General features: G+C 59.0%; 27 protein-coding genes. 21 read left to right on the top strand and 6 right to left on the bottom strand.

Translation table 11 applies throughout. From position 1 onward, the window contains the following. Positions 1-2: 2 nt before the first annotated feature. The 11 genes from AKG12_RS20375 (at position 3) to guaA (ending at position 11,589) form a co-directional block, all read left to right on the top strand. Positions 3-875: an SDR family oxidoreductase gene (locus AKG12_RS20375; protein ID WP_052820216.1), complete on the top strand. Its 873-nt coding sequence runs from the start codon at positions 3-5 to the stop codon at positions 873-875. Between the two features lie 427 nt (positions 876-1,302). Next, positions 1,303-1,671: a septal ring lytic transglycosylase RlpA family protein gene (locus AKG12_RS20370; RefSeq protein ID WP_035219318.1), complete on the top strand. Its 369-nt coding sequence runs from the start codon at positions 1,303-1,305 to the stop codon at positions 1,669-1,671. 61 nt (positions 1,672-1,732) lie between these two features. Next, positions 1,733-3,022: an RsmB/NOP family class I SAM-dependent RNA methyltransferase gene (locus AKG12_RS20365; RefSeq protein WP_052820215.1), complete on the top strand. Its 1,290-nt coding sequence runs from the start codon at positions 1,733-1,735 to the stop codon at positions 3,020-3,022. Positions 3,023-3,177: 155 nt separating this feature from the next. Beyond that, a complete protein-coding gene (locus tag AKG12_RS20360) occupies positions 3,178-4,455 on the top strand; it encodes an imelysin family protein (protein WP_052820214.1) in 1,278 nt (425 codons plus the stop codon). A gap of 58 nt (positions 4,456-4,513) precedes the next feature. Continuing rightward, the gene (locus AKG12_RS20355; RefSeq protein WP_082178976.1) at positions 4,514-6,037 is read left to right on the top strand and encodes a di-heme oxidoreductase family protein; all 1,524 of its coding nucleotides are present in this window, start codon (positions 4,514-4,516) and stop codon (positions 6,035-6,037) included. Continuing rightward, on the top strand, positions 6,037-7,158 hold the full coding sequence (locus AKG12_RS20350; RefSeq protein ID WP_052820213.1) for an imelysin family protein: 1,122 nt from the start codon (positions 6,037-6,039) through the stop codon (positions 7,156-7,158). The genes AKG12_RS20355 and AKG12_RS20350 overlap by 1 nt, the downstream gene beginning before the upstream one ends. Positions 7,159-7,162: 4 nt before the next feature. Continuing rightward, positions 7,163-8,257, top strand: a complete 1,095-nt coding sequence (locus AKG12_RS20345; protein ID WP_052820212.1) for a DUF1513 domain-containing protein — start codon at positions 7,163-7,165, stop codon at positions 8,255-8,257. A gap of 51 nt (positions 8,258-8,308) precedes the next feature. Next, on the top strand, positions 8,309-8,761 hold the full coding sequence (locus tag AKG12_RS20340) for a TspO/MBR family protein (RefSeq protein ID WP_052820211.1): 453 nt from the start codon (positions 8,309-8,311) through the stop codon (positions 8,759-8,761). Positions 8,762-8,843: 82 nt separating this feature from the next. Beyond that, positions 8,844-9,293, top strand: coding sequence for a PaaI family thioesterase (locus AKG12_RS20335; RefSeq protein WP_046799259.1), 450 nt, complete (start codon positions 8,844-8,846; stop codon positions 9,291-9,293). Next, positions 9,290-9,928, top strand: coding sequence for a 5'-methylthioadenosine/S-adenosylhomocysteine nucleosidase (locus AKG12_RS20330; protein WP_052820210.1), 639 nt, complete (start codon positions 9,290-9,292; stop codon positions 9,926-9,928). Before AKG12_RS20335 ends, AKG12_RS20330 begins: the two co-directional genes overlap by 4 nt. Positions 9,929-10,011: 83 nt before the next feature. Beyond that, positions 10,012-11,589, top strand: a complete 1,578-nt coding sequence (guaA, locus tag AKG12_RS20325; RefSeq protein WP_046799257.1) for a glutamine-hydrolyzing GMP synthase — start codon at positions 10,012-10,014, stop codon at positions 11,587-11,589. Positions 11,590-11,627: 38 nt separating this feature from the next. Here guaA and AKG12_RS20320 read toward each other — a convergent pair whose 3' ends face one another. Together AKG12_RS20320 and AKG12_RS20315 are read right to left on the bottom strand one after the other, a co-directional pair. Beyond that, positions 11,628-12,116 (bottom strand): hypothetical protein, encoded by a 489-nt coding sequence (locus AKG12_RS20320; RefSeq protein ID WP_052820209.1) that lies wholly within the window; start codon positions 12,114-12,116, stop codon positions 11,628-11,630. Positions 12,117-12,261: 145 nt separating this feature from the next. Further along, the gene (locus tag AKG12_RS20315; RefSeq protein ID WP_052820208.1) at positions 12,262-12,840 is read right to left on the bottom strand and encodes a TetR/AcrR family transcriptional regulator; all 579 of its coding nucleotides are present in this window, start codon (positions 12,838-12,840) and stop codon (positions 12,262-12,264) included. 213 nt (positions 12,841-13,053) lie between these two features. On the opposite strand from AKG12_RS20315, the gene AKG12_RS20310 reads away from it, so the two are divergent. Both AKG12_RS20310 and AKG12_RS20305 read left to right on the top strand, forming a co-directional pair. Then, on the top strand, positions 13,054-13,755 hold the full coding sequence (locus AKG12_RS20310) for a methyltransferase family protein (RefSeq protein ID WP_197283337.1): 702 nt from the start codon (positions 13,054-13,056) through the stop codon (positions 13,753-13,755). A gap of 93 nt (positions 13,756-13,848) precedes the next feature. Beyond that, positions 13,849-14,565, top strand: coding sequence for a 2'-5' RNA ligase family protein (locus AKG12_RS20305; RefSeq protein ID WP_052820207.1), 717 nt, complete (start codon positions 13,849-13,851; stop codon positions 14,563-14,565). Positions 14,566-14,767: 202 nt separating this feature from the next. Here AKG12_RS20305 and AKG12_RS30780 read toward each other — a convergent pair whose 3' ends face one another. Further along, positions 14,768-14,935: a hypothetical protein gene (locus AKG12_RS30780; protein WP_003503889.1), complete on the bottom strand. Its 168-nt coding sequence runs from the start codon at positions 14,933-14,935 to the stop codon at positions 14,768-14,770. A gap of 233 nt (positions 14,936-15,168) precedes the next feature. Between AKG12_RS30780 and AKG12_RS20300 the strand changes: the two genes are divergently transcribed. From AKG12_RS20300 to AKG12_RS20290, 3 genes are all read left to right on the top strand, one after another. Then, complete coding sequence (locus AKG12_RS20300) at positions 15,169-15,516, top strand: ArsC family reductase (RefSeq protein ID WP_052820240.1); 348 nt, start codon at positions 15,169-15,171, stop codon at positions 15,514-15,516. Positions 15,517-15,527: 11 nt separating this feature from the next. Next, on the top strand, positions 15,528-16,004 hold the full coding sequence (gene ybaK, locus AKG12_RS20295) for a Cys-tRNA(Pro) deacylase (protein WP_052820206.1): 477 nt from the start codon (positions 15,528-15,530) through the stop codon (positions 16,002-16,004). An 89-nt stretch (positions 16,005-16,093) separates the two neighbouring features. Next, a complete protein-coding gene (locus AKG12_RS20290) occupies positions 16,094-17,332 on the top strand; it encodes an aminopeptidase (protein ID WP_052820205.1) in 1,239 nt (412 codons plus the stop codon). A 6-nt stretch (positions 17,333-17,338) separates the two neighbouring features. Here AKG12_RS20290 and pecM read toward each other — a convergent pair whose 3' ends face one another. Further along, entirely contained in the window at positions 17,339-18,202 is an 864-nt protein-coding gene (pecM, locus tag AKG12_RS20285) for a 4-hydroxybenzaldehyde efflux transporter PecM (protein WP_052820204.1), read from the bottom strand. Between the two features lie 81 nt (positions 18,203-18,283). Between pecM and AKG12_RS20280 the strand changes: the two genes are divergently transcribed. The 3 genes from AKG12_RS20280 (at position 18,284) to AKG12_RS20270 (ending at position 20,858) form a co-directional block, all read left to right on the top strand. Then, positions 18,284-18,784, top strand: coding sequence for a MarR family winged helix-turn-helix transcriptional regulator (locus AKG12_RS20280; RefSeq protein WP_052820203.1), 501 nt, complete (start codon positions 18,284-18,286; stop codon positions 18,782-18,784). 108 nt (positions 18,785-18,892) lie between these two features. Continuing rightward, positions 18,893-19,600 carry a FadR/GntR family transcriptional regulator gene (locus AKG12_RS20275; RefSeq protein WP_035219349.1) on the top strand — a complete coding sequence of 236 codons (708 nt, stop codon included), beginning with the start codon at positions 18,893-18,895 and terminating at the stop codon, positions 19,598-19,600. Positions 19,601-19,655: 55 nt separating this feature from the next. Continuing rightward, the gene (locus tag AKG12_RS20270; RefSeq protein WP_046799249.1) at positions 19,656-20,858 is read left to right on the top strand and encodes a mandelate racemase/muconate lactonizing enzyme family protein; all 1,203 of its coding nucleotides are present in this window, start codon (positions 19,656-19,658) and stop codon (positions 20,856-20,858) included. Here the strand turns inward: AKG12_RS20270 and xseA are convergent, their stop codons facing one another. Then, positions 20,859-22,457 (bottom strand): exodeoxyribonuclease VII large subunit, encoded by a 1,599-nt coding sequence (gene xseA, locus AKG12_RS20265; protein WP_052820202.1) that lies wholly within the window; start codon positions 22,455-22,457, stop codon positions 20,859-20,861. Between the two features lie 190 nt (positions 22,458-22,647). Between xseA and AKG12_RS20260 the strand changes: the two genes are divergently transcribed. Both AKG12_RS20260 and AKG12_RS20255 read left to right on the top strand, forming a co-directional pair. Then, on the top strand, positions 22,648-22,890 hold the full coding sequence (locus AKG12_RS20260; RefSeq protein ID WP_046799247.1) for a hypothetical protein: 243 nt from the start codon (positions 22,648-22,650) through the stop codon (positions 22,888-22,890). A gap of 12 nt (positions 22,891-22,902) precedes the next feature. Beyond that, entirely contained in the window at positions 22,903-23,262 is a 360-nt protein-coding gene (locus AKG12_RS20255) for a hypothetical protein (RefSeq protein ID WP_052820201.1), read from the top strand. An 8-nt stretch (positions 23,263-23,270) separates the two neighbouring features. Here AKG12_RS20255 and AKG12_RS20250 read toward each other — a convergent pair whose 3' ends face one another. Next, positions 23,271-24,254: a Gfo/Idh/MocA family protein gene (locus AKG12_RS20250; RefSeq protein WP_052820200.1), complete on the bottom strand. Its 984-nt coding sequence runs from the start codon at positions 24,252-24,254 to the stop codon at positions 23,271-23,273. Positions 24,255-24,437: the final 183 nt, after the last annotated feature.

Below are 24,437 nucleotides of genomic sequence, written 5' to 3'. Positions count from 1 at the left end.
GCATGCATGTGATGATTTTCGGCGCGGGATATTCGGGAAAAGCCATCGCAAACGCACTGAAATCCGCGGCTGATACTATTTCCGGTACAACGCGCAGTGAGAATAAGTTCCCGAACCTCGAAGCCACAGGCATGACGCCATTCCTTTTTGACGGCGTTCATCTTAATGACGATCTCATCGCCGCGATGGGCAATATCACACATCTCGTCCAGTCCATTGCGCCTGGCGGGCAAGGCGATCCGCTGCTGGCGCTGTTGGGCAGCGATCTGAAACGGTTCCTGCCGAAGCTGCAATGGATGGCTTATCTCTCCACCGTCGGCGTTTATGGCGACCATGACGGCGCATGGGTGGATGAGGAGAGCCCCTCCCGCCCAGTCTCCGCCCGTTCCGTGGAGCGGGTGGCCGCTGAAACCGCCTGGACGGCAGCTGCCGAAAAAACAAATGTGCCGCTTGTCACCCTTCGTCTGTCCGGAATTTATGGCCCCGGACGCAATACCTTCATGAATTTCGAGAAGGGAACGGCGCGCAGACTGGTAAAGAAAGATCAGGTGTTCAATCGCATCCGGGTCGAGGATATTGGTGCGGCACTTGCCTTTCTGGCGAGCAAGAATGAACGCGGCATCTTCAACGTCACCGATAACGAACCCTGCCCGCCGCAGGATGTGGTGAGCTTCGCCGCCACGTTGATGGGTGTGGAGCCGCCGCCCGAACAGGCATTCGAAACCGCCGATCTGACCCCTATGGCGCGCTCCTTCTACGGCGAGAACAAGCGTGTTTCCAACGCTAAAATACGCAGCCTCGGCTTCAATTTCGACTTTCCGGAGTACAAAATCTCGCTGACGCAGTTGTGGGAATCCGGCCTCTGGCGGGGCTGAAAACCGGGCCTTTAAAAACGATGAAAAATCCTTCCAAACCCACTTTTTCGGATGGTTTTCGTCGCATTTTGGTCAATTAAGACTTTATTAACCAAACAAAATTCACTAAAATCATAGCAATTAGAAAAATATTTCACTCACATTTCGTGAAGTGGATTCACGAAGCCGTGACTTGCAACAGCATTTCGATTGCGCATTGATTCTGCGTTATTTTTTCCATTTTCGTGCCCGCCCGTTATTCGGACACCTTTCCGGCTAATGATCACGAATATTACAGTCTGTAACACTTCGTGATTTGAGCTTAGCTTTTTTTCGCCATTTTTCCCTCGCCCTACAATCTCGCATCAAAAGGCGTTCAGGCCAGCAAATGGCCGTTTAGCAAGGGCACAATCAATCGGCGCGGGGCCGATTTTCAGGGAAGCACAGTTTGTTGAATATCCGTCGTATAACTTTCACCGCTGCAACTATAGCCGCCTGTTCCATCATCGCGCCTCTTCAGGCGAATGCGGCAAATGGTTGTGGAGGCGCATCGTGGTATGCGTTGACCTCCAAGACTGCTTCGGGCGAGCGTATGAACGCCGCCAACCTGACCGCCGCTCACCGCTCGCTGCGGTTCGGCACCAAGGTCAAGGTAACCAACGCGCGCAACGGCAAAGCCGTGGTGGTGCGCATCAATGACCGCGGTCCGTTCATCAAGGGTCGCGTTCTCGATCTTTCCAAGGCTGCTGCCAAAAACATCGGCATGATCAGTTCCGGCACCGCCAAGGTCTGCTACGAGATCGTCAAGGCCGATTGAGCCTTGCCCTCGCCGCCATTCGCGTCTACCAACCGGGCTTATCAGCAAAATGAGGTAGACAATGCGTTTGGGCGGGCGTTTGGCCGGAGCAATCGAAGTATTGGCGGATATTGAAGGGCGCAAACGTCCTGTCGCCGATGCATTGAAGGACTGGGGGCTTGCCCATCGTTTCGCAGGCTCCGGTGACCGGGCTGCGATCGGCAACATCGTCTATGACGCCTTGCGCATGAAGCTGTCACACGCCTGGCTGATGGATGACGACAGCGCCGCCTCGCTGGGCTATGCCGTGCTGCTGCGCCAATGGGGCAAAAGCTTTTCGGAACTGGCGGCGGAATTCGATGGCGACAAGTTCGCCCCCGCCGCGCCAGACGAACAAAGGCAGCAGGCCTTTCTTTCCCGCTCTCTCGGTGATGCACCGGCCCATATTCAGGGTGATATTCCCGAATGGGTGCAATCTTCCTTCGAAACGGCATTTGGCGAAAACTGGCTCACTGAAGCGCAGGCGCTGAATGAGAGGCCGACCCTTGACCTGCGCGCCAACACGCTGAAGGCAACCCGCGAAAAAGTTTTGAAGGCGCTCGAGGAAAGCGGCGCGGAAGGCACCCGTATCGCCCGTCAGGGTGTTCGCATCCCCGCCGGTGAAGGTCCCTCTCGCCTGCCGAACGTCACCGCCGAACTGTCCTTCCAGAAGGGCTGGTTCGAAGTGCAGGACGAAGGCTCGCAGATTGTTGCCGATCTCGCCGGCGCGCATGAAGGCGAACAAATCCTCGATTATTGCGCCGGAGGCGGCGGCAAGACGCTGGCCATGGCTGCCAGCATGAACAATAAAGGCCAGGTTCACGCCTTCGATGCCGACCGCAAGCGGCTCGCACCGATCATCGAGCGGCTGAAACGAGCCGGCACCCGCAACGTGCAGGTTCATGACCGTACCGCCGGGCTTGTGCCCTTCCAGGGAAAATTCGACCGCGTTCTGGTGGATGCGCCGTGCACCGGCACCGGAACATGGCGCCGCCGCCCCGACACCAAATGGCGGCTGACAGCACGCAATCTGGAAGAACGCGTGCAGCAGCAGGGCGAGGCACTTTCGCAGGCGAAGGGTTTCGTGCGCCCGGGCGGCGAGTTGCTTTATGTCACCTGCTCCGTTCTGCCTGAGGAGAACGAGCAGCAGGTCCGGCGTTTCTGCGAGGAAAATCCTGAATTTGTCATCGGTTCCGCTCTGGAGCGCTGGCAGACGACTTTCGGTGCAAATGCGAACAAACCGCATTCCTCGGACGGAAAGACAGTGACGCTGACACCTGCAACCACAGATACGGACGGTTTCTTCTTCTGCTTGATGAAACGCAAAGCATAAAAGCCGATTTGCACGCAGCGATTTTACTTGCGAAATACCGACCGAGCTTGTTTCAAAGCATTCTAAACTAGAATGTTTGACACAAGTTTGTGATTGGGTCAGAACTCGCTGGCCGCAGCGTGAAGTCTTTTCATGCCTGCCCAAGGAGAGGGATCATGATCCGCAAAACCATTCTCAGCGCCTCTTTCGCGCTTCTTGCCGCATCGGCGGCTTTCACCGCGCTTCCCGCACAGGCCGCCACTGATGCGGCTGCCGTCGTCAAGCATTACGCCGATGTCGCGCATGCGAAATACGAGGATTCGCTGACCACGGCGAAGGCGCTGGACAAGGCGATCGATGCGCTGATCGCAACGCCAAGCGAAGAGACATTGAAGGCCGCCCGCGAAGCCTGGATCAAGGCGCGTGTTCCCTACCAGCAGTCGGAAGTCTACCGTTTCGGCAACCCGATCGTTGACGATTGGGAAGGCAAGGTGAATGCCTGGCCGCTGGATGAAGGCCTGATCGACTATGTCGACGGTTCCTATGGCACGGAAAGCGACGAGAACGAGCTTTACGTCGCCAACCTCATCGCCAATCCGAAGATCAAGATCAGTGGTGAAGAGGTCGACGCCTCCAAGATCACGCCTGAACTGATCGAAAGCCTGCACGAGGCGGGTGATGTCGAAGCCAATGTGACCACCGGTTACCACGCCATCGAATTCCTGCTCTGGGGCCAGGACTTGAACGGCACCGGACCGGGCGCGGGCAACCGTCCCTATACCGACTACGACAAGGCAAAATGCACAAACGGCAATTGCGACCGTCGCGCCGACTATCTGAAATCCGCCTCCACCCTGCTGATCAAGGATCTCCAGGAGATGGTGGACGCCTGGGCGCCGGAAGGCGAAGCCGCGAAGACGGTGAAAGCCGATCCGAAAGCCGGCCTCACCGCCATTCTCACCGGCATGGGTTCGCTTTCTTATGGTGAGCTGGCCGGCGAGCGCATGAAGCTCGGCCTTCTGCTGCACGACCCGGAAGAGGAGCATGATTGCTTCTCCGACAATACCTATAATTCGCATCTGAACGACGCCGTCGGCATCGCTTCGGCCTATACCGGCGACTATACTCGGGTGGACGGCACGAAGATGACCGGCGCGTCGCTGGCCGAACTGGTCGGCGCCAAGGACAAGGCGCTGAACGACGAAATGACGGCGAAGCTGAACAAGACGCTCGACGCCATGCACGCGATGGAAAAGCGCGCCCAGACCGTCGAGGCCTATGACCAGATGATCGGCGAAGGCAACAAGGAAGGCAACGCCGTGGTTCAGGCGGCCATCGACGGTCTCATCGACCAGACGAAGACCGTTGAACGCGTCATCGCCGCACTCGATCTCGGCAAGATCGATCTCGAAGGCTCCGACAGCCTCGATAACCCGAACGCCGTCTTCAAATAAGCGGCAGGACGGGCCGCAATGCACTGCGGCCCGTTTCTCCCATGTGCTCCTGATTTCCATGGAATTGTCACTGCTGCCGATCCGCAAGCCGTTTTTCTTCGCCGGGGCAGCCTGTCTTCTGGCATCGGCAACGCTTGCCGCGCCGTTGCGTGATGATCTGACGGAGAAAGACCGCAGCCGTGTTCAGGCCGTGACCGCGCCGACGACGGATTTTACGAAACCGGAGCCCTTCGAGGCGATGTCCGGTGGCGCGACAACCAGCACCAACAAACCCGACAGCGGCGCATTTTCGCATCCTTCCGCCACCATGCCCTTCGAGCGGAAGCAGGATTTCAAGCTCGGCAACGCGCTGTTCCAGAAGCTCTGGGTCTCCTCCCCCTCCTCCACACAGGCATCGGATGGTTTGGGGCCGCTTTATAATGCCCGATCCTGCCAGACCTGCCATGTGAAGGACGGCAGGGGCCGCCCGCCTCTTGCCGGAGAAGACGCCGTCTCCCTGTTTCTGCGGCTGGCGCGGCCGGCTCGCAACGATGGAGAACGGGCGTCGATTGCGCGCCATGAGGTGCTGAATTTTCCCGACGAGACCTATGGCAGGCAGTTACAGAACCTTGCCATTCCCGGTCTTGCTGCCGAGGGCAGGCCGGTCATCTCCTACACTGAAATCCCGGTGCGCCTTTCGGATGGCGAGGTGGTGATGCTACGCAAGCCCGCCTATGCCGTGGCCGACCTCAACTATGGCCCGGTTGGCGCCGATACGACGCTGTCGGCGCGGATCGCGATGCCCACCCTCGGGCTTGGCCTGATCGAGGCCATCAGCGACGCCGATATTCTGGCCAAAGCCGATCCCGATGATAAAAATGGCGACGGCATTGCCGGGCGTCCGGCATGGGTCAAGGATCATCGCACCGGCGCGGTGAAGCTCGGGCGGTTTGGCTGGAAAGCCCAGAACGCAAGTGTGCGCGATCAGAGCGCCAGCGCCTTCTCCCATGATATCGGCATCTCCACACCGGACGCGCCGAACCCCTATGGCGATTGCACCGATGCCCAGAAAGACTGTCTGGCCATGCCGACCGGCGTGCAGCCTCGGCTGGGGCCAGTGGAAGCCCCGGACCCGGTTCTCGATCTCGTGACCTTCTACACCGAAAACCTCGCCGTGCCGCAGCGACGAAATGCCGGTGATCCGACCGTTCTTAAGGGCAAGCAGCTGTTTTACGCATCCGGCTGCACGGCCTGCCATACGCCGAAATTCGTCACCCGCCGGAATGCCACCGACCCGATGCATTCGTTCCAGTTGGTCTGGCCCTACTCGGACTTCCTCTTGCATGACATGGGAGAGGAGCTTGCCGACGGCCAGCAGGTGGGTGAAGCAAACGGCAGACAGTGGCGCACCCAGCCGCTCTGGGGCATCGGCCTGACGCAGAACGTCAATGGGAACGGTTTTTACCTGCATGACGGGCGCGCGCGCAGCCTGACGGAAGCGATATTGTGGCACGGTGGTGAAGGGCAAAAAGCGCGCGACGCCTTTGCCGCCTTGCAAAAATCCGACCGGCAGGCTTTGCTGGCTTTTCTGGAGTCCCTTTGATGAAAAATGCCATGCGAAAAATATCCGGCCTCGTTTCCGTGCTGCTGCTTTTGACCAATCAGCCGACGATGGCACAGGATGTGGAACTGATGCCGCCACCGCCGCTTGACCCCGCACAGGTGCGAGGTGTCATGGAGAAGGCGGTGAACGGCTTCATTCGCCCCGGTTACGACCACTTCCGGCAATCGGCAGACAGGTTGGAAGGCAGCATGAAGGCTTTCTGCGCCTCGCCCTCCCAAACGACCGATGAGGCAGCCAAAGCAGCCTTTGTCGATACGGTGGCGAGTTGGTCGACCATCGAGATCGTGCGGGTCGGTCCTGTCATCGAGCAGAACCGTTTCGAGCGCGTTCTTTATTACCCCGACAAGAAGGGGCTGGGGCTGAAACAGGTGCAGCGTTACCTGTCGGAAAAAGATGAAAGCGTCACCAGCGCCGACGGCCTGAAGGGCAAGAGCGTCGCGGCACAGGGGCTTGGCGCGCTGGAATTCGTACTTTACGGCACTGGCGCGGAAGAACTTCTCGACAAAAAGGGCGATTTCCGCTGCCGCTTCGGCGCGGCCATCGCCGGTAATATCGCCAATGTGGCAGCTGAGCTTTCCGATAGCTGGAACGCCCCTGACGGCGCGCAGAAAAACTGGACACAGCCTGGAGCGGACAATCCCGTCTTTCGCGACGAGCGCGAGGCGCTGGTTGCCCTGCTCGGCATTCTCGTACACGGCTCCGAGGCAATCCGCGACCAGCGGATCGAAACCTTCTACAAGGGACCGGACAAGGCGAAGTTTCCCCGCACCGCCATTTACTGGCGCTCGGGCCTGACCTGGAAGAGCATCTCCGCCAATATCAAGGCCGTTCAGACCCTGTTGCATACGGCCGATATGGTTGAACTCGTGCCGCCCGATCAACGCTCCATCGTCAACTCCATCGACTTCATCGCCAAATCGATGATCCGGGTTGCCGGGACAATCGATACGGATGTGCAAAAGGCGCTGGATCAGGACGATCAGCGCGCCAAGGTGGATTATCTGCTGCTCAATGGCAAAGACCTGATCTACCGCTTGAACGATCAATATGGCGGCGCGATCGGCCTCAGTTCCGGCTTTTCCTTCGCCGATGGAGACTGAGCCGATGATATCAGGCACCAAACGGATGCTGATAGATCGGCGCAGCTTCATCAAAGCGGCGGGAGTTCCCTTCCTCGCCGCGCTGGCTCCCCGTTCACTTTATGCGCTGGAACGGGCAGACGCGGTCTTTGCTTCTGCCTTCCGCGCCCGTGACGGTTCCTACGGCATTGCGACGGTGAGCGAACGCGGCGAGATCATCGACCGCGTTGTGCTTCCCGCCCGCGCCCACGGAATGGCGACGAGCCGCGCGACGGGTACGACCGTAGCCTTCGCGCGCCGGCCCGGCACCTTCTTCATGGCCTTCGATCCCGCGCGACACCGCGAGCCGATCGTGATGCACACGCCGGAGAACCGCCATTTCTATGGCCACGGCCAATTCTCGCCCGATGGGGCGATCCTCTATGCCAGCGAAAACGACTTCGACGGCAATCGCGGTGTTATCGGGTTGTACGACGCCAAAAACGGATTTACCCGCATCGGTGAATATGACGCACATGGCGTCGGTACGCATGACATGACGGTGAGCGATGACGGGCGGCTGATCGTGATCGCCAATGGCGGCATCGAAACCCACCCGGATTTCGGCCGCACCAAACTCAATATCGACAGCATGGAACCGTCTCTCGTGCTTCTGGACGCCGCTACTGGTCAGTTGATCCAGAAACATACGATGCCGGACCGGCTGCGCCAGCTTTCCACCCGCCACGTCGACCTTGGCGATGACGGCCGCATCTGGTTCGCCTGCCAATATGAGGGACCGCGCAACGATCTGCCGCCATTGGTCGGCCACTTCGCCAAGGGTGAGGATGTGGCTTTCGTCGATCTGCCGGAGGAAACGACAATGCGTCTTGCCAACTATGTCGGAGCCATCGCCGTCAACCGGCGCGAGGGGCTGGTGGGCCTGACCTCACCCAATGGCAACGCCGCCGTGACGCTCGATGCAAAAACCGGGAGGGTGGTTTCAGAGGTGAGCGTGCGCGAAGCAGCGGGCGTTGCACCCGCCGCCCGGGGCATTGCGGTTTCTTCCTATGACGGATTTTTCGAGGCGCTGCGCAGCGACGTGGCATGGGACCAGCATATTGTGCGTATCACCCGCTAAAATACTGAAAAGGCACGGGAACAAAAGCCCGGCAGGCGCAGTTGAGGCGTCATGAAAAACCTTACCGTGTACGTTGTTTTCGTGGTTGCAGTTGTTGCCATTGGGGCGCTGATCGGCGTCAACAATGTGCCCGGCGAATGGTATCAATCGCTGCAGAAACCATTCTTCAATCCACCCAACTGGATCTTCGGGCCGGTCTGGACCACGCTTTACGTGTTGATCGGTATCGCCGGTGCACGCACATGGATCAGGAAGCGAATGGGAACGCGCATGCGCCTCTGGTTCACCCAGATGGTGCTGAATTTCCTGTGGTCTCCGATCTTTTTCGGCATGCAGAGCCCCGTGGGCGCCCTGATCATCATCATTCCGATGCTGGTGTGCATTTTGGCTTTCATAGCACTAACCTATCGCCGTGACCGCGTATCCATGTGGCTTTTCGTGCCCTATGCGTTGTGGGTTGCCTTTGCCACGGTGCTGAATGCGAGTATCGGCATTCTGAACTAATTTCTGCCTGCCCGGGCCTTGCCTTGCCTGCCGCCACGCGCCATGTCAGTTTGCGATGGGACTTAAAGCAGGCAGGTAGGCCATGGAGATCACGGATCCCGGCGATTTTCGTCAGCGGATAGAAAGAAGCTTTGCGCGACAGGGTGTTGTGCAGGCCATCGATGCTGAGATCAGCCGTATCGAACACCGGCTGGTGGAGATCGAACTGCCCTTTCATGAAAAGCTGACGCAGCAGCATGGCATATTGCATGCGGGCGTCATCGCCGCCGGTCTGGACACGGCCTGCACCTATGCGGCTTATACGATCATCGAACCGGAAGCCTCCCTGCTGACCATCGAATTCAAGGTCAACCTCATGTCGCCCGGGCGCGGCGAGCGGTTCCTGTTTCGCGGCGAGATCATCAAGCCAGGCAACAACCTGATCGTCGCCGATGGCCGCGCCTATGCGCTTTCGGACGGGCCGACAAAGCTGATAGCCTCCATGACAGGAACGATGATGGTGGTGAAAGGTCGCGAGGATATTACCGGATGAGCTACCGGCTTTTGCATGTTGCGGATAAATCCATTCTTTTCGTCATGGCGGCCTCCCCCGAATACGGTCCCCATCTCCAGGCACGCATCGCGCCATTGATGACCGGCATCGGCCCGGTCGAGGCGGCGATTGCGGTCACGGCCGTTCTTGCCGGTCTCGATGCGGCGGACCATCTGCCTGATCTCGTCGTTTCGCTCGGTTCCGCCGGTTCGCGAACATTGGAGCAAACCGGCATCTATCAGGCGATTTCGGTTTCCTATCGCGACATGGACGCCTCCGCCTTCGGTTTCGAAAAGGGCTGCACGCCACTGCTTGATCTGCCCGCCGAAGTGGCCTTGCCTTTACGGATACCCGAAATTGCCGAGGCGCGGCTTTCCACCGGCGCCAATGTCGTTTCGGGCGAGGCTTACGGACTGATCGACGCCGATATGGTGGAAATGGAAACCTTTGCGGTTTTAAGAGCCTGCCAGCGTTTTGGCGTACCGCTCGTCAGTCTGCGCGGTATTTCCGACGGCAAGGCGGATGTGAACCATGTGGACGACTGGACGGAATATCTGCACATCATCGACGAAAAGCTGGCAGATGCCGTCGACCGGCTTTGCCATGCCATAGAAGATGGCTCAATCACCCTTTGAAACCTTGCGATTTTCGCAAATTTCCGCGGTTTGACGCCCGCTTCCGGGTTGCCTAAAGCCGCCATTTTCTTTAAAGGCTCGCCATGACCCAGATAGCCCATCCCGACAGCATTCTCATCATCGATTTCGGCAGCCAGGTGACGCAGCTGATTGCGCGCCGCATCCGCGAAGCCGGGGTCTATTGCGAAATCCATCCGTTCCAGAATGCCGCAGAGGCGTTTGAGAAGCTTCAGCCGAAGGGCGTTATCTTCTCCGGCGGCCCCGCATCTGTCACGGCGGAAGGTAGCCCGCGCGCACCGCAGGCGGTGTTCGACAGCAAGGTTCCGATCCTCGGCATCTGCTACGGCCAGCAGACGCTCTGCACCCAGCTCGGCGGCGTGGTCGAAGGTGGCCATGCGGCGGAATTCGGCCGTGCCGATATCGACATCAAGAAGGCGAGCCCGCTGTTCGACGGCTTCTGGGAACAGGGCAAGAGCTACCCGGTCTGGATGAGCCATGGCGACCGCGTGACGAAGCTGCCGGAAGGTTTCGAGGTCATCGCGACCTCCGAAAACGCGCCCTTCGCCATCGCGGCCGACGAGACGCGTCACTATTACACCACCATGTTCCACCCGGAAGTGGTGCACACGCCTGATGGCGGCAAGCTCCTGTCCAACTTCGTGCACAAGATCGTCGGGCTGAAATCCGACTGGACGATGGCGGCCTATCGCGCCGAAATGATCCGCAAGATCCGCGATCAGGTCGGCACCGGCCGCGTGCTCTGCGCACTCTCCGGCGGCGTCGATTCCTCGGTTGCGGCTATCCTCATTCACGAGGCAATCGGTGACCAGCTGACCTGCGTTTACGTCGATCATGGCCTGATGCGGCTTGGCGAAAGCGAACAGGTGGTCGGCATGTTCCGCGACCACTACAATATTCCGCTCGTCCACGTTGACGCCGCCGACCTGTTCCTCGGCGAACTCTCTGGCGTTTCCGATCCGGAAGCAAAGCGCAAGACCATCGGCCGTCTGTTCATCGAGGTCTTCGAAGCCGAAGCGGCCAAGATCGCCGCCGATGGCAAGGGCGCACCGAAGTTCCTGGCACAGGGCACGCTTTATCCTGACGTCATCGAAAGTGTTTCCTTCTCGGGTGGCCCTTCCGTCACCATCAAGAGCCACCACAATGTCGGCGGTCTTCCCGAGCGCATGAACATGCAGCTCGTCGAGCCGCTGCGTGAGCTTTTCAAGGACGAGGTCCGCGCGCTTGGCCGCGAACTCGGCCTGCCGGAAAGCTTCATCGGTCGCCACCCCTTCCCCGGTCCGGGTCTGGCGATCCGCTGCCCCGGCGCGATCACCCGCGAGAAGCTCGATATTCTGCGCAAGGCGGATGCGATCTATCTCGACGAAATCCGCAAGGCCGGTCTCTATGACACAATCTGGCAGGCCTTTGCCGTGCTGCTGCCGGTGCAGACCGTCGGCGTCATGGGCGACTACCGCACCTATGACTTCGTCTGCGCGCTGCGCGCGGTAACGTCGGTGGATGGCATGACGGCGGATTTCTATCCGTACGACATGAATTTCCTCGGCCGCGCAGCAACCCGCATCATCAACGAAGTGCGCGGCATCAACCGTGTCGTCTATGACGTGACGAGCAAGCCGCCCGGCACGATCGAGTGGGAATAACGACTACAATCGACAATGCTTGAACGATGACGCCGCGACTAGTTCGCGGCGTTTCTGTTTTGTCTTGCGAGGTAGATGATCTGGGCGGTCAGGCCGACAACGAGGATCGCCAGCAACCCTGCCTGAACGCCGAGAAGCAGCGGCGATTTCAAATCGGTCACAAAGGGATGACCATCCGGAACACGGCGCAGGGTTTCGGTCGCCGTCGGCACCATCAACAGAAACGCGCTGACACTGAGACAGATGGTTTCAACATATCTGGCGATGCGCGTTGAGCCGAGAATGCGCTCGATTCCGTAACCTGCGAGCAGGAACAGGATGGTGAGTGCGCCAATGGCGTAGCTGACCGGCTGATGCGCCACGAGGAAGGCTGTGGCAGCGCCAATCAACATGGACACAAAATAGATTGCACCCGGCGTGGAGCGGGGAACGATTCGACCGTAACGGGCAAACATGTAAATGGCCACGGGAATGGCGGGCAGGCTGCCGAGTGCGTGGACCCAGCCAAGCGGAGAAATTCCGAACATGAGAGATTGCCTTTCTCTTCCAGAAGAGCGGTGGCGGCCCGGGGAAGCAGGTTGTTGACGACTGATCTTGAAGCGTAATGCTGTTTGTTTACCGGGTCGAATATCGCTCCGGTCATGCATTCACCTCCCTGGCGACGCTTCGTTTTCAAGCGGTGATGCGCTCCAGCATGGGGCGGGTTATTGCGCCAAAGGTTGCGGCATCACCATGGGCGCGGGCTGAGAGCATTGCGCCGTGCACGGTGGCCATGAACATTTCGGCATTGGCTCGCGCTGTTCCGGTCAGCACAAGGCGACCTTTGGCAGCGCCGCGCTCCAGCACGGCGGTGAGCCAATCCGAGAGGCTTTGAAAATGCGCACGCACTTCGAGAACGACAGATTCGGGAAGGACCGGTATTTCAGTGGCGAGCAGGGCGCAGACGCAGAAGGGATGGGTCGCGTCAGCGATGCAGCCCGCCCAATAATCGAGGTAAGCGCGAAGCTGTTCGAGCGGATCAGAGATGTTTCGCTCCAGCTCGGCGATCCCGGCTTCAGCTTCCTGCCTGTACTGCTCGACCAGTTTGCGGACCAGATCTGACTTGCTGGGAAAATGGTGGTGAATGCTGGCATTGCGAATGCCGACTACATTGGAAATATCAGCGTAGCTGAAACTGTTATAGCCGCCCCTTATAATGAGGGTGCGCGCGCAGCGAAGAATATCATCGGCTCTGGTCTGTGGATTTTTCATACATTCTACCTACTTACTAGTAGGTAGAATGTCAACTCATGAGTCCACCTCGACCAGATCACCTCATTATTTGACTTTTTGCCGGTTTTTGCCAGGATTTCGACTGTCTCTCGCAGGGCATGACCCGTCCGGCAACACCTTGGGCTGGCAAATGCAGCCCGACTGGGGACGGGCCTAGTTCCGCCTGCGGGAACTATTAAGAGGAGCACATCAATGGTCTCCGATACTGATCCGCCACCCATGTCGCGTACCGTCGCGATCCTCTACGCATTCGGCTTGCCCCTCGGCCTGATCGCACTGGTCTTTCTACCAGCCGGCCGCATAGATTGGCCTCCCGGCTGGATATTCATCGCAGTGCTCGTGGTAGCCTTCAGCTTTTCCGCGCTGGTACTCGCGTGTGTGAACCCGATCATTTTTCGCGCCCGCAGCCGGTTTCAGCCCGGCACAAAAAGATGGGATCTGATCCTCGTCACCGCGATACTTCTGGCTTTTGCCGCTGAAATTCCGGTTGCGACATTAGATGCCGGCCGGATGGAGTGGTCTGCTGTGCCGCTCTGGGTCATCCCGGTCGGTTATGTCCTGCTCATTGGCGGCATCGCCGTCGCGGCCTGGGCTCAGGCTGTCAATCCGTTCTTCGAGCCGGGCATCCGCATTCAGACCGAGCGCGGACAACACGTGATTACGTCGGGGCCTTATGGCATCGTGCGCCACCCCGGTTATACGGCGGCAATCGCCATGTTCGCCGGCGTACCGCTTGCTTTGGCGTCTTGGATGGCCCTGCTGCCCGCCACCCTGGCCATCGCCCTGCTGATCATGCGTACGGGTCTGGAAGATCGTTTGTTGCAGGCGGAATTGCCTGGCTATGCTGACTATGTCCGCGAAAGGCGATACCGGCTAATCCCCGGCATCTGGTAGGCTTGAAACGGCCAATATGTTCTACTTTTGTTCTTTTAATTTCTTCTGGCGATGATAATATCGCAGCCTTGGCAAAGGCTGTGGAGCGTCGTCATGGGTTTCGAGTTGACGGATAAGGGAGGTTTACAGCAGCTTTTCTTCGAAGGGCTGGAGCCGCAGAAAATACAGCGCCTCAATCCGCGATTTCGCAGCAAGCTTCTCTTGTTGTTGAAACCACCGGCAGCCCTGGCCGATAGGATCTTTGCCGATGCAGCGCGCCATGCGGAAGGACGGACAAAACGAGCGGCCTATCCAGCGGAGCTTCTGCACATAACCCTGCTCTGTATCGGATGTTTCGAGACTGCGCCTCGCGGGCTGATAAACAGGCTAAAGGCGGCGCTGGGGGAAATTGAGGCGCGGCCTGTTCCTATCACTTTCGAAGAAACGTCGCTTTTCGGCAATCGCAATAGTCTGGTTATGAGAAGCAGCCGCGAAATGCCGGAGATAAAGGCTCTGGTGAAGATATTGCAACGTACCCTTTGGCGGGCAAACCTTCCCTTTATTACGGCATCGTCTTTTACGCCGCATCTCACCATGATCTATGGCTGTGGGAAGATCGAGCCTATGCCCGCTGGTAAACCCTATAGCTGGCTGGCGGGCAATTTCGAGCTTGTCTTCAGCCATAATGGCGAAACACGGCACGAATCTCTGGCACGCTTTGCGCTTTCAGCGAAAGCGGATCGTTATGAGCGGCCTGAGAGCCAGTTATATTTGTCGGAAAAAGTGATCGGCCCGTCGAAGCGGCCGAAACAGAGTGCAGCGATGCGATGACCTGCGCTCGAAGCAACGCAGTAATCCAGCGCTGACAATTTATCCCACAACTGCCGTTCGAGAACTATGTGGGACCTTCCTGCGTGAATACGGAACGCTTCTCGAGCCATACCCGCGCGTCCAGCTCGTCCGTAAAAACCGATATGGATTTCGACCCGAGCGCAAGCGAGGCGATGCCGCCTCGCTACGAATGATAACCAGCTTAGAGCTGTACCTTGTCGAAAGCCTTACCGTCGATGCCGAGGGCTTCGAGATCGGCACGGGCGGGCTTGCGATGTGCGCGAACAGCGGCCGAAACCGAGAGCGCTGCACCGAGAACGGCGAAAGTTTCACCGAAGAAGTTACGCGATGTCTTTGCAACCTGACGCATTTTTCTCTCCATCTTTGATGCCCAGATAATGGGTATTTTCGGCCCCTTCTACAACTCATGATGTAGCAAGGAAGCCATGCAGCTTTGCTCGCGCTCGTTTGGATATCAGCTATGGCGATTTCGCATGGCTCAGACATCACGCTCCGAAAAGCCTGCAGGGCACCTCGGGCAGCGGGTTGAATAAGCCGGATATTTTGTTATGCCGGAAGGCTGAAGACAAAGAGGCTGGCAGCATGACGATCACCATTTACGGCATCAAGAACTGCGACACGATGAAGAAGGCCAGAAGCTGGCTGGAAACCAACGGCATCGACTATTCTTTTCATGACTACAAGGCGGTGGGCATTGACCGCGCCCATCTGGAGACATGGTGCGATGCCGCCGGCTGGGAAACGGTTCTTAACCGCGCCGGCACGACCTTCAAGAAACTGGATGATGACCAAAAGGCCGATCTTGGCCGTGAGAAGGCCATCGGATTGATGCTGGATCAACCCTCGATGATCAAGCGTCCGGTACTCGAGGCCAAAGGCAAGATAACCGTCGGTTTCAAACCGGAAATCTATCAGACCCTCCTTGCCTGAACGCAGCCGCCATGTCCAAAACGACCCGCGCCACCCAGATGCTGAGCAAGGCCGGTATTGCCTTCACCACCGTCACCTATGACTACGACCCGAATGCCGACCGCATCGGCCTGCAGGCGGCGGAAGCGATCGGCGAGGCGCCACATCTGGTGCTGAAAACGCTGATGGCGGAACTTGACGGCAAACCGGTCTGCGTCATCGTCCCTTCCGACCGTGAGGTGAGCATGAAGAAACTCGCTGCCGCATTCGGAGGTAAATCCGCCAGCATGATGAAGCCTGCCGATGCGGAGCGGGCCACGGGTTACCATGTCGGCGGCATCAGTCCTTTCGGGCAGAAGAAACAGGTGCCGACAGCCATGGAGGCTGAAGCCATGGCGCATGCGCATGTTTACATGAATGGCGGGCAAAGAGGGTTGCAGGTGAGACTTTCGCCCCAAGATGCGCAGGCGGCACTGAAGGCCATCATCGCTCCGCTGGTGGCGGACTGACGCTTCTCCCAACGCTTTTGAAAGCATTTGGCTTTCGAAAGGAATGGGCTATGGTCGACGCCTCCGATTGAAATATACGAAGGCAGATCATGACCGTTTCTCCCATCGATCCCGTCAAACTCGAAAAACTGGCCGAAGTCGCCGTAAAAGTCGGCCTGCAATTGCAGAAAGATCAGGATCTGGTGATCACTTCGCCGCTGGCGGCGCTGCCGCTGGTGCGGCTTTTGACCAAACACGCCTATATGGCCGGCGGCGGGCTGGTCACCACCTTCTATTCCGATGAGGAGACCACGCTTTCCCGCTATCGCCACGCCAGCGACGCGAATTTCGACCGGGCTTCCGGCTGGCTCTATGAAGGCATGGCAAAAGCCTATGCCAACGGCGCGGCGCGGTTGGCGATTGCCGGCGACAACCCCATGCTGCTGGCAGAGCAGGACCCTGCCAAGGTGGCGCGGGCCAACAAGGCCAACTCTACCGCCTACAAGCCGGCGCTGGAGAAGATTTCCAATTTCGACATCAACTGGAACATCATTTCCTATCCGAACCCATCCTGGGCAAAGCAGGTCTTCCCGGATCTCGCCGAGGACGAAGCCGTCCGAAAGCTCGCAGACGCCATCTTCGCCGCCTCGCGGGTTGATCTTGCCGATCCGGTGGCGGCATGGGCGCAGCACAATGCCAATCTTGCCAAGCGCTCCGCGTGGCTGAACGGCGAGCGCTTCGCATCGCTGCATTTCACCGGCCCCGGCACGGACGTGACGATCGGGCTGGCAGACGGCCATGAATGGCATGGCGGCGCTTCCACCGCCAAGAACGGCGTGACCTGCAACCCGAATATTCCGACGGAAGAAGTATTCACCACGCCGCATGCGCTGCGCGTGGATGGTTACGTGTCCAGCACCAAGCCCCTGTCGCATCAGGGAACGCTGATCGACAATATTCAGGTGAAGTTCGAGGCCGGCCGCATCGTGGAGGCCAAGGCTTCGAAGGGCGAAGCGGTGCTGAACAAGGTGCTCGATACCGACGAGGGCGCACGGCGTCTCGGCGAAGTGGCGCTGGTGCCGCATTCCTCACCGATATCCGCAAGCGGTATCCTGTTCTACAACACGCTGTTTGACGAAAACGCCTCGTGCCACATCGCGCTTGGCCAATGTTATTCGAAATGTTTCCTTGACGGTGCTTCGCTGTCGCAGGAGCAGATCAAGGCTCAGGGTGGCAATTCCAGCCTCATCCATATCGACTGGATGATCGGTTCCGACAAGGTGGATATTGATGGCGTGAAGCCGGATGGCTCCACGGTTCCGGTCATGCGCAAGGGCGAATGGGCCTGAGGACGCTTACTTCGGCAACTGACTGCGCTGACTGAGCCAGATGCTGAAAAGCACCGCGACAAACCCGGCAATCTGTATTGGCGTGAGGCTTTGGCCGAGCGCCAGCCAGCCCAGAAGAGTTGCGACGACAGGGCTTAGAAAACCGAGCGATGCCGCAGCCGAGGGCTCGATGCGGGCAAGCCCGCGAAACCACAAAAGATAGGTCAGCGCCGCGCCGATGAGGCCGAGATAGGCCATGCCGAGAATATTGGCGGCGGTCGGCGCTGGCAGGGCCGGCTCCAGAACAAAGGCAACCGGCAGGAGCATAATGCCGCCCGCGGTCAATTGCCAGGCGGTGAAGGTGAGATTGGAGACCGGTGGTCGCCATTTGCGGGTCAGCACCGTTCCGAAAGCCATGGAGACGGCACCGGCAAGACCTGCGGCAACGCCGATACCATCCAGCGCCGCTCCGGGCGTCAGCACAAGAAGTGCGACGCCTGCGATACCTAACAAACCGGCGGCGATGGCAAGAGGCCTGACGGGCACTGCCAGAAACAGCCGGGAAAGGCCAATGACGATGAGGGGTTGCACCCCGCCCACCGTTGCCGCCACGCCGCCCGGCAGCCGATAAGCCGACACAAAAAGCATCGCCCAGAAAAATGAGAAATTCAGCGCGCCAAGAATGAAGCTGCGTGGCCACCAAATGCCTTCCGGCAACTTCCGGACGAGCAGCAGCAGCAGGATGCCCGCCGGCAAAGCGCGCAGCATGGCGACATGAAGAGGGTAGCCCTGCGGCAAGAATTCCGTGGTGACGAAATAAGTGGTTCCCCAGATGGCGGGGGCAAGTGCTGTCACCAGCACGTCAGCGGCATAGGTCGGATTTTTCTTCATTTCAAGAATCTCTACATCAAGATAAATTCACTTTAGTCGATTTTATCTTGACGTCAAGATATCAATTGTTATGCCTTGGTGATGAGCAAAGAACCGCTGGACCACGTCGATCATATTCTGGCGCAATGGCGCAAGGAGCGGCCCGATCTCGATGTCGGCCCGATGGGCCTGCTTGGGCGCCTGCACCGGCTCAGTACGCATCTCAGCCGGGAGGTTGAGGCCGTGCTTTTGAAACACGGACTCTCCTCCTCCGCTTTCGATGTGCTGGCGACATTGCGGCGTGCCGGCCCGCCCTACCGGCTTTCCCCCGGCGATCTGCTGGCCATGACCATGGTGAGTTCGGGCACCATGACCAACCGGATCGACCAGCTGGAAAAGGTCGGGCTGGTGGAGCGCATTCACAACCCGCAGGACCGGCGTAGCGTGTTGATATCGCTGACGGAGCGTGGACTCGCCATTGTCGAGGATGCAGTTGGCGCGCATGTCGAAAACCAGCATCGTCTGGTCGCTCATCTCAGCGAAGAGGAGCGTGCGGCGCTGAACGGGCTGCTGAAGAGGTTTTTGCGGGATTTCGAGCAGTAGCTTCCCGGATCAGACAAACATCAAGTCAACCAGCGATGAACGCTTGTTTCGGCGTAAAAATTCCTGTAAGCAATTTTCCATAAACCTGTACTACAGGTTGGAGGAAAAATGTATAACGCCATCTCCCATGAAACCGGTCTCGTCAGCAGCACGATCGGCGCGATCACCCGCCATATCCGCGAAAACGAACTGGCCCCCGGCGCGAAACTGCCGAGCGAACTTTCGCTCTCCCAGCAGCTAGGCGTCTCACGCACGGTTGTTCGCGAGGCTTTCCGGTCCCTTTCGGCCATGCGGCTGATCGATGTCAGCGCCGGCAAGCGCGCCACGGTGGCGACGCTGGATCACGGTGCGATGTCGCTGATGTTCGAACATGGCATTCATACCGAACAGATCAATATCCAGCAGATTTACGACGTACGCCGCACCATCGAGGTCAGAACCGTGACGCTGGCGGCGCTGAGGCGCACGGACGCGGAAGCGCTTACCATTCTCGACCATGCCAACAATATGGAGCGGGATTTCGGCGACAATGACAAGGTCATGGAACACGACCTTGCCTTTCACCTTGCCGTTGCCAGAGCCTCCAAGAACCCGGTTTTCGAGCTCATTCTCGGCGCCTTTCAGAATGTGACGCGCCAGACATGGCCGATAGGCTGGAAAAGCCGCACATCCGATGCGCAGCGCCATGCCGCAGGTGAGCTTCATGTCGCCATCGGACAGGCCATTGCTGCGGGCGACCCACAAACGGCTTCAACGCTGATGGCGCGGCATTTCGATGAAAGCGTGCACGCGCTTCTGGCCGCCGGCATCGCCTGATTTTTTTCAACGCAGTTCCAGACGGAACACCACCTGCCTCTGGAGGAGACACTTCATGAAAATCACGAAACTTGAGACCGTCCGCGTGGCGGAACGGGCAAACCTGCTTTGGGTTCTGGTCCATACGGATGAGGGCATTACCGGGCTTGGTGAAACCTTCTATGGCGCCGAGACGGTGGAAACCTATGTGCATGAATATATCGCGCCACGGGTGATCGGCCGCGATCCGCTGCAGATCGACCTTCTGGCACAGGATCTCGTCGGTTATCTGGGTTTCCGCTCGTCGGGCGCGGAAGTGCGCGGCAATTCGGCCTTCGATATCGCGCTGTGGGATATTTTCGGCAAGGCCACGAACCAGCCGATTGCCCAATTGCTCGGCGGTTTCAGCCGCAAGGAAATCCGCACCTACAATACCTGCGCGGGCACTGAATATATCAAGAAGGCGACCGGCCAGCAGACTGCCAATTATGGCCTCTCCGGCGGCAAGGATTATGACGATCTGAACGGCTTCCTGCACCGGGCGGACGAGCTTGCCCATTCGCTTTTGGAAGACGGCATCACGGCCATGAAGATCTGGCCCTTCGATGCGGCGGCGGAAAAGACGCGCGGGCAATATATCTCGATGCCCGACCTGAAAAGCGCGCTCGAGCCGTTCGAGAAAATCCGCAAGGCGGTTGGCGACAAGATGGATATCATGGTGGAGTTTCACTCCATGTGGCAGCTTCTGCCCGCCATGCAGATCGCCAAGGCGCTGACGCCCTACCAGACCTTCTGGCACGAAGACCCGATCAAGATGGACAGCCTTTCCAGCCTGACGCGGTATGCCGCCGTTTCGCCAGCACCCATCTCCGCATCGGAAACGCTGGGTTCCCGCTGGGCTTTCCGCGATCTTCTGGAGACGGGTGCGGCCGGCGTGGTGATGCTTGATATCAGCTGGTGCGGCGGACTTTCGGAGGCGCGCAAGATCGCTTCGATGGCGGAAGCCTGGCATCTTCCGGTCGCCCCGCATGATTGCACCGGCCCGGTGGTCCTCTGCGCTTCCACGCACCTGTCGCTCAACGCGCCGAATGCGCTGGTGCAGGAAAGCGTGCGCGCCTTCTACAAGACCTGGTATCGCGATCTCGTCACCGCCTTGCCGGAAGTGAAAAACGGCATGATCACCGTGCCGCCGGGCGCCGGCCTTGGCATGGAACTGCATCCCGACATCGAAAAGACCTTCACCGTCAGCCGCCGTGTTTCGGATGCGGCGTCGATCTGATCAAAACAGACTGCCCTGATTGCCCGGGCCTGATGAAGCCGGTTTTGCCGGCTTCTTTTTCTGTGCGGCGGCGGCATCCGGAGACGGCGTCCCCTCTCCCGTCGTGATGGCGGAGACACGACCGTCGGCAAATTCCATCGACACGACAGCGCCGGAGGCAATGGCGGCGGCACGGGTCAGCGGCCGGTTCTCTTCATCACGGATCACGGCATAACCGCGGTTCAGCACGTTCTTATAAGAGAGCGATTGCAGGATACGATTGTGGGCGGCAAGGCCCGAGCGGTTCTGCGCCATCCGATGCAGGACCGCGGTATCGGCCCGGCGCGCGGCGGTGACGACGCGTTCCTTCTGCCGCTCCAGCTGGCCAAGCAGGCGGGCGGGCAGCGAACGCAGCGCGGAATCGAAGGCATCAACGCGGCCTTTGCCCTGCAAGAGCCGACGTTCCACCAAAGTCTCGGCCCGGTGCATGCGCTCGGTGATCCGCTGCGTGTGATGTTTGAGACCGTTCAGAAGAGTTTCCGGCCGAAGCCCCGAAGCGGAGCGCTCAAAGGCGCGACGCTTATTCAGCGTGGTCATTTCAAGCCCACGACCGAGACCGCCTGCGGCCTCGTCGAAACGGCGGCGCGGCAGGGCCAGAAGCTGGTCGAGCGACGGCAGCGCCCGCACCAGCGCCCGCACGCCCTGGCGGCGATTGTCCATCTGCCGCGATACCGAGCCGGAAAGACGCGCGGCAAGGCCGGAAAGCTGCGCTTCCAGTTCCGCACGCACCGGCACCGCCATTTCGGCGGCCCCCGTCGGTGTCGGCGCACGCACATCGGCGGCATAGTCGATCAATGTCGTATCGGTCTCGTGTCCGACGGCGGAAATCAGCGGAATTTCACTTTCAGCCGCAGCGCGCACGACGATTTCATCGTTGAAGCTCCAGAGGTCCTCCAGACTGCCGCCGCCACGGGCGACGATCAGCACATCCGGGCGGGCGATCTCGCCGCCGGGCTTAAGCGCATTGAAGCCGCGAATGGCGTTCGCCACTTCCTCGCCCGAGCCTTCGCCCTGCACCTTGACCGGCCAGACGACGACATGGACCGGAAAGCGATCCGAAATGCGGTGAAGAATATCGCGAATGACGGCACCCGTGGGTGAGGTAACGACACCGATGACATGTGGCATGAACGGCAGGCGGCGTTTGCGGGCCACATCGAACAGCCCTTCCGCCGCCAGACGCCGGCGGCGGTCTTCCAGAAGTGCCATCAGCGCGCCGGCACCGGCCGGCTCGAGGCTTTCGATGACGATCTGGTATTTCGAGGAGCCGGGAAAGGTGGTGACCTTGCCCGTCGCAATCACTTCCATGCCCTCTTCCGGGCGGAACTTCAGCCGCGAGAACGTACCTTTCCAGATCACCGCATCGATGCGGGCGCGATCGTCCTTCAGCGAGAAATAAGCGTGGCCGGAAGAATGTGGGCCGCGATAGCCGGAAATTTCGCCGCGCACCCGCACCTGCTCGAAAGCCGTCTCCACCGTGCGCTTGATGGAACCTGACAGTTCGGACACCGAGAACTCGGCAAGATTGCTCAATGCGGCGTGGGAGAAGATATCGCTCATGACCGTTTGTAACCAAAACCCGTCGATTCGGAAATGCCGGTGCTCGCCAGCCCGATTTTAACGGCGATGAAACCATATCCTCAACTAACGAGTTAGGAAAACAGGGAACGGAGGAGAAAACAAGGGTTCGTTAGGGAAGAAGACGCTACGTCTTGTCCCGGGCCCGGCAACCAAAGAGGAGGCGGCATCCATGATTTTTCTTACCGCCACAGTGCTTGGCGTAACCGCAGTTGCGTTGCGTTCTGTCTTCAGCATCATTTTCATCTGCATGATGATTATCGGCGCTTATGGTATAGCAATGGCGCTTTCTTCTACGGCCGTACCGTTGATGTCGCTGCTTCTGGCGCTCGCCGGGTATAATTTCGGCGTCGTCGGTGTCGTCATCGGCCTTCTCGTGCTGCAACGCCCGCGCTCCACGCAGCCGACGCTTTAAAAGCTCACGGCCTTGAGATTTCCGCACTTCGCATTGACCGAGATTTGCGGATTGGCCGCTGACCTTACCGTCACCTGCCTGCTCATTTTCTATCTCGGTGTCGATCCGCTTTCCGCCCGATTGCCCGGTGCGGCGGCAGGCGTTGCAACGAGCTGGCGGTTGAACCACGCCAACGGCGGTGCACCGGCCACGTTGAGCGTTTTTCTCGTGAATGCTGTGACGCTCACCGCCCGCGTCGTCGGTGTGGGGCTGTTTATGTTGCTGCAGTGGCGCAACCCGCTGGTCCAGCCGCTTATCCCGCTCGCCTTTTCAGCATTCGCGGCATTGCTGTTGGCGCTTTATGGCTACCGACGGCTGCAAAAACAGCAGTAGGACCGGGATTAAACCGGTTCCCAACCGTCCTTTTCAGCCGCCCGATATATGGCGTCGATAAAAAGCTGGTTCTTCCTCGAGCTTTCCAGCGTAACGACTTCGCCCTCACCCTTCACTGCGCGGGCAAAGGCCTCCGCCTCCAGCTTGTATTGACGGCTATCCTGAAACCGAAAGATTTGCGACTGGTTGTGGGCCTGATTGGTCAGCTCGATCTCTTCCGCGCCCCAGCGATTGGCGTTGAAAGGAGATTTGACCTCGATGTAACCATCCGTGCCGTGAAAGACCATGAGCTGACGGGCGGCAAGCTGGGTCGACAGATAAAAGCTCAGTTCGAAATCGCCGAAATCAGCTCTGACGCTGGAATAGATATCCGTGCCGAATTCCTTGTCGCGCTCAACCGTGGCCTGCACGCGCTTCGGCTCCGCGCCGGTGGCAAAACGGGTCACGATGGTTGGGTAGACACCGATATCCGGCAGGGCTCCGCCGCCCAGTTCGGGAATATTGCGCATGTTGCCGGGATCGCGATTGAAATAGCTGAAAGCGCCCTGAACATGTTTCAGCGTGCCGATGGCGCCGGATGCCAGCAACTCCTTCACCTTGGCCCAGACCGGCGCATAGGTGACCATGAAAGCCTCGGACACAACAACGCCGTTGCGGTCGCGCGCGGCGATAAGCGTATCAATCTCCCGCGCCTTCAGCGCAATCGGCTTTTCGCACAGCACATGCTTGCCAGCATCGGCCGCCTTGATTGTCCATTCCACATGCTGCGCGGTTGGAAGCGGAATATAGACCGCATCGATCACATCCGATGCCAGCATCTCCTCATAGGAACCGAAGGCATGCGGCACGGAAAAACGCTCGGCAACCGCGCGCGCTTTGGCGCGATCGCGGCTGGCGATAGCGCTCACCACACAGTCTTGCGCATCCTGTATTGCCGGAATGACGTGATCCTGAGCGATTTTCGCCGTTGAGATTATTCCGAAGCGCAGCATTCCCGTTCTCCCCACTCTGCCATTTCTTCGGAAACTTACCACCCCGGCACCGTGTGGCAAGCCGGCAAAGTCCGATCACCATAAAGTATGGCCGGATGTGTCCTGCCTTTGTCGGTCTGGTTGCTTTTATCGGGATGCATAAGGGGGAATTATGCTATGAATAAACCCAATGGAGAAACATGA

It is taken from the genome of Agrobacterium sp. SUL3, assembly GCF_001263295.1.
Classification (GTDB): domain Bacteria; phylum Pseudomonadota; class Alphaproteobacteria; order Rhizobiales; family Rhizobiaceae; genus Agrobacterium; species Agrobacterium tomkonis.
The sequence above is the reverse complement of the archived record's forward strand: the minus strand, read 5'-3'. Positions and strand labels throughout refer to the sequence as shown.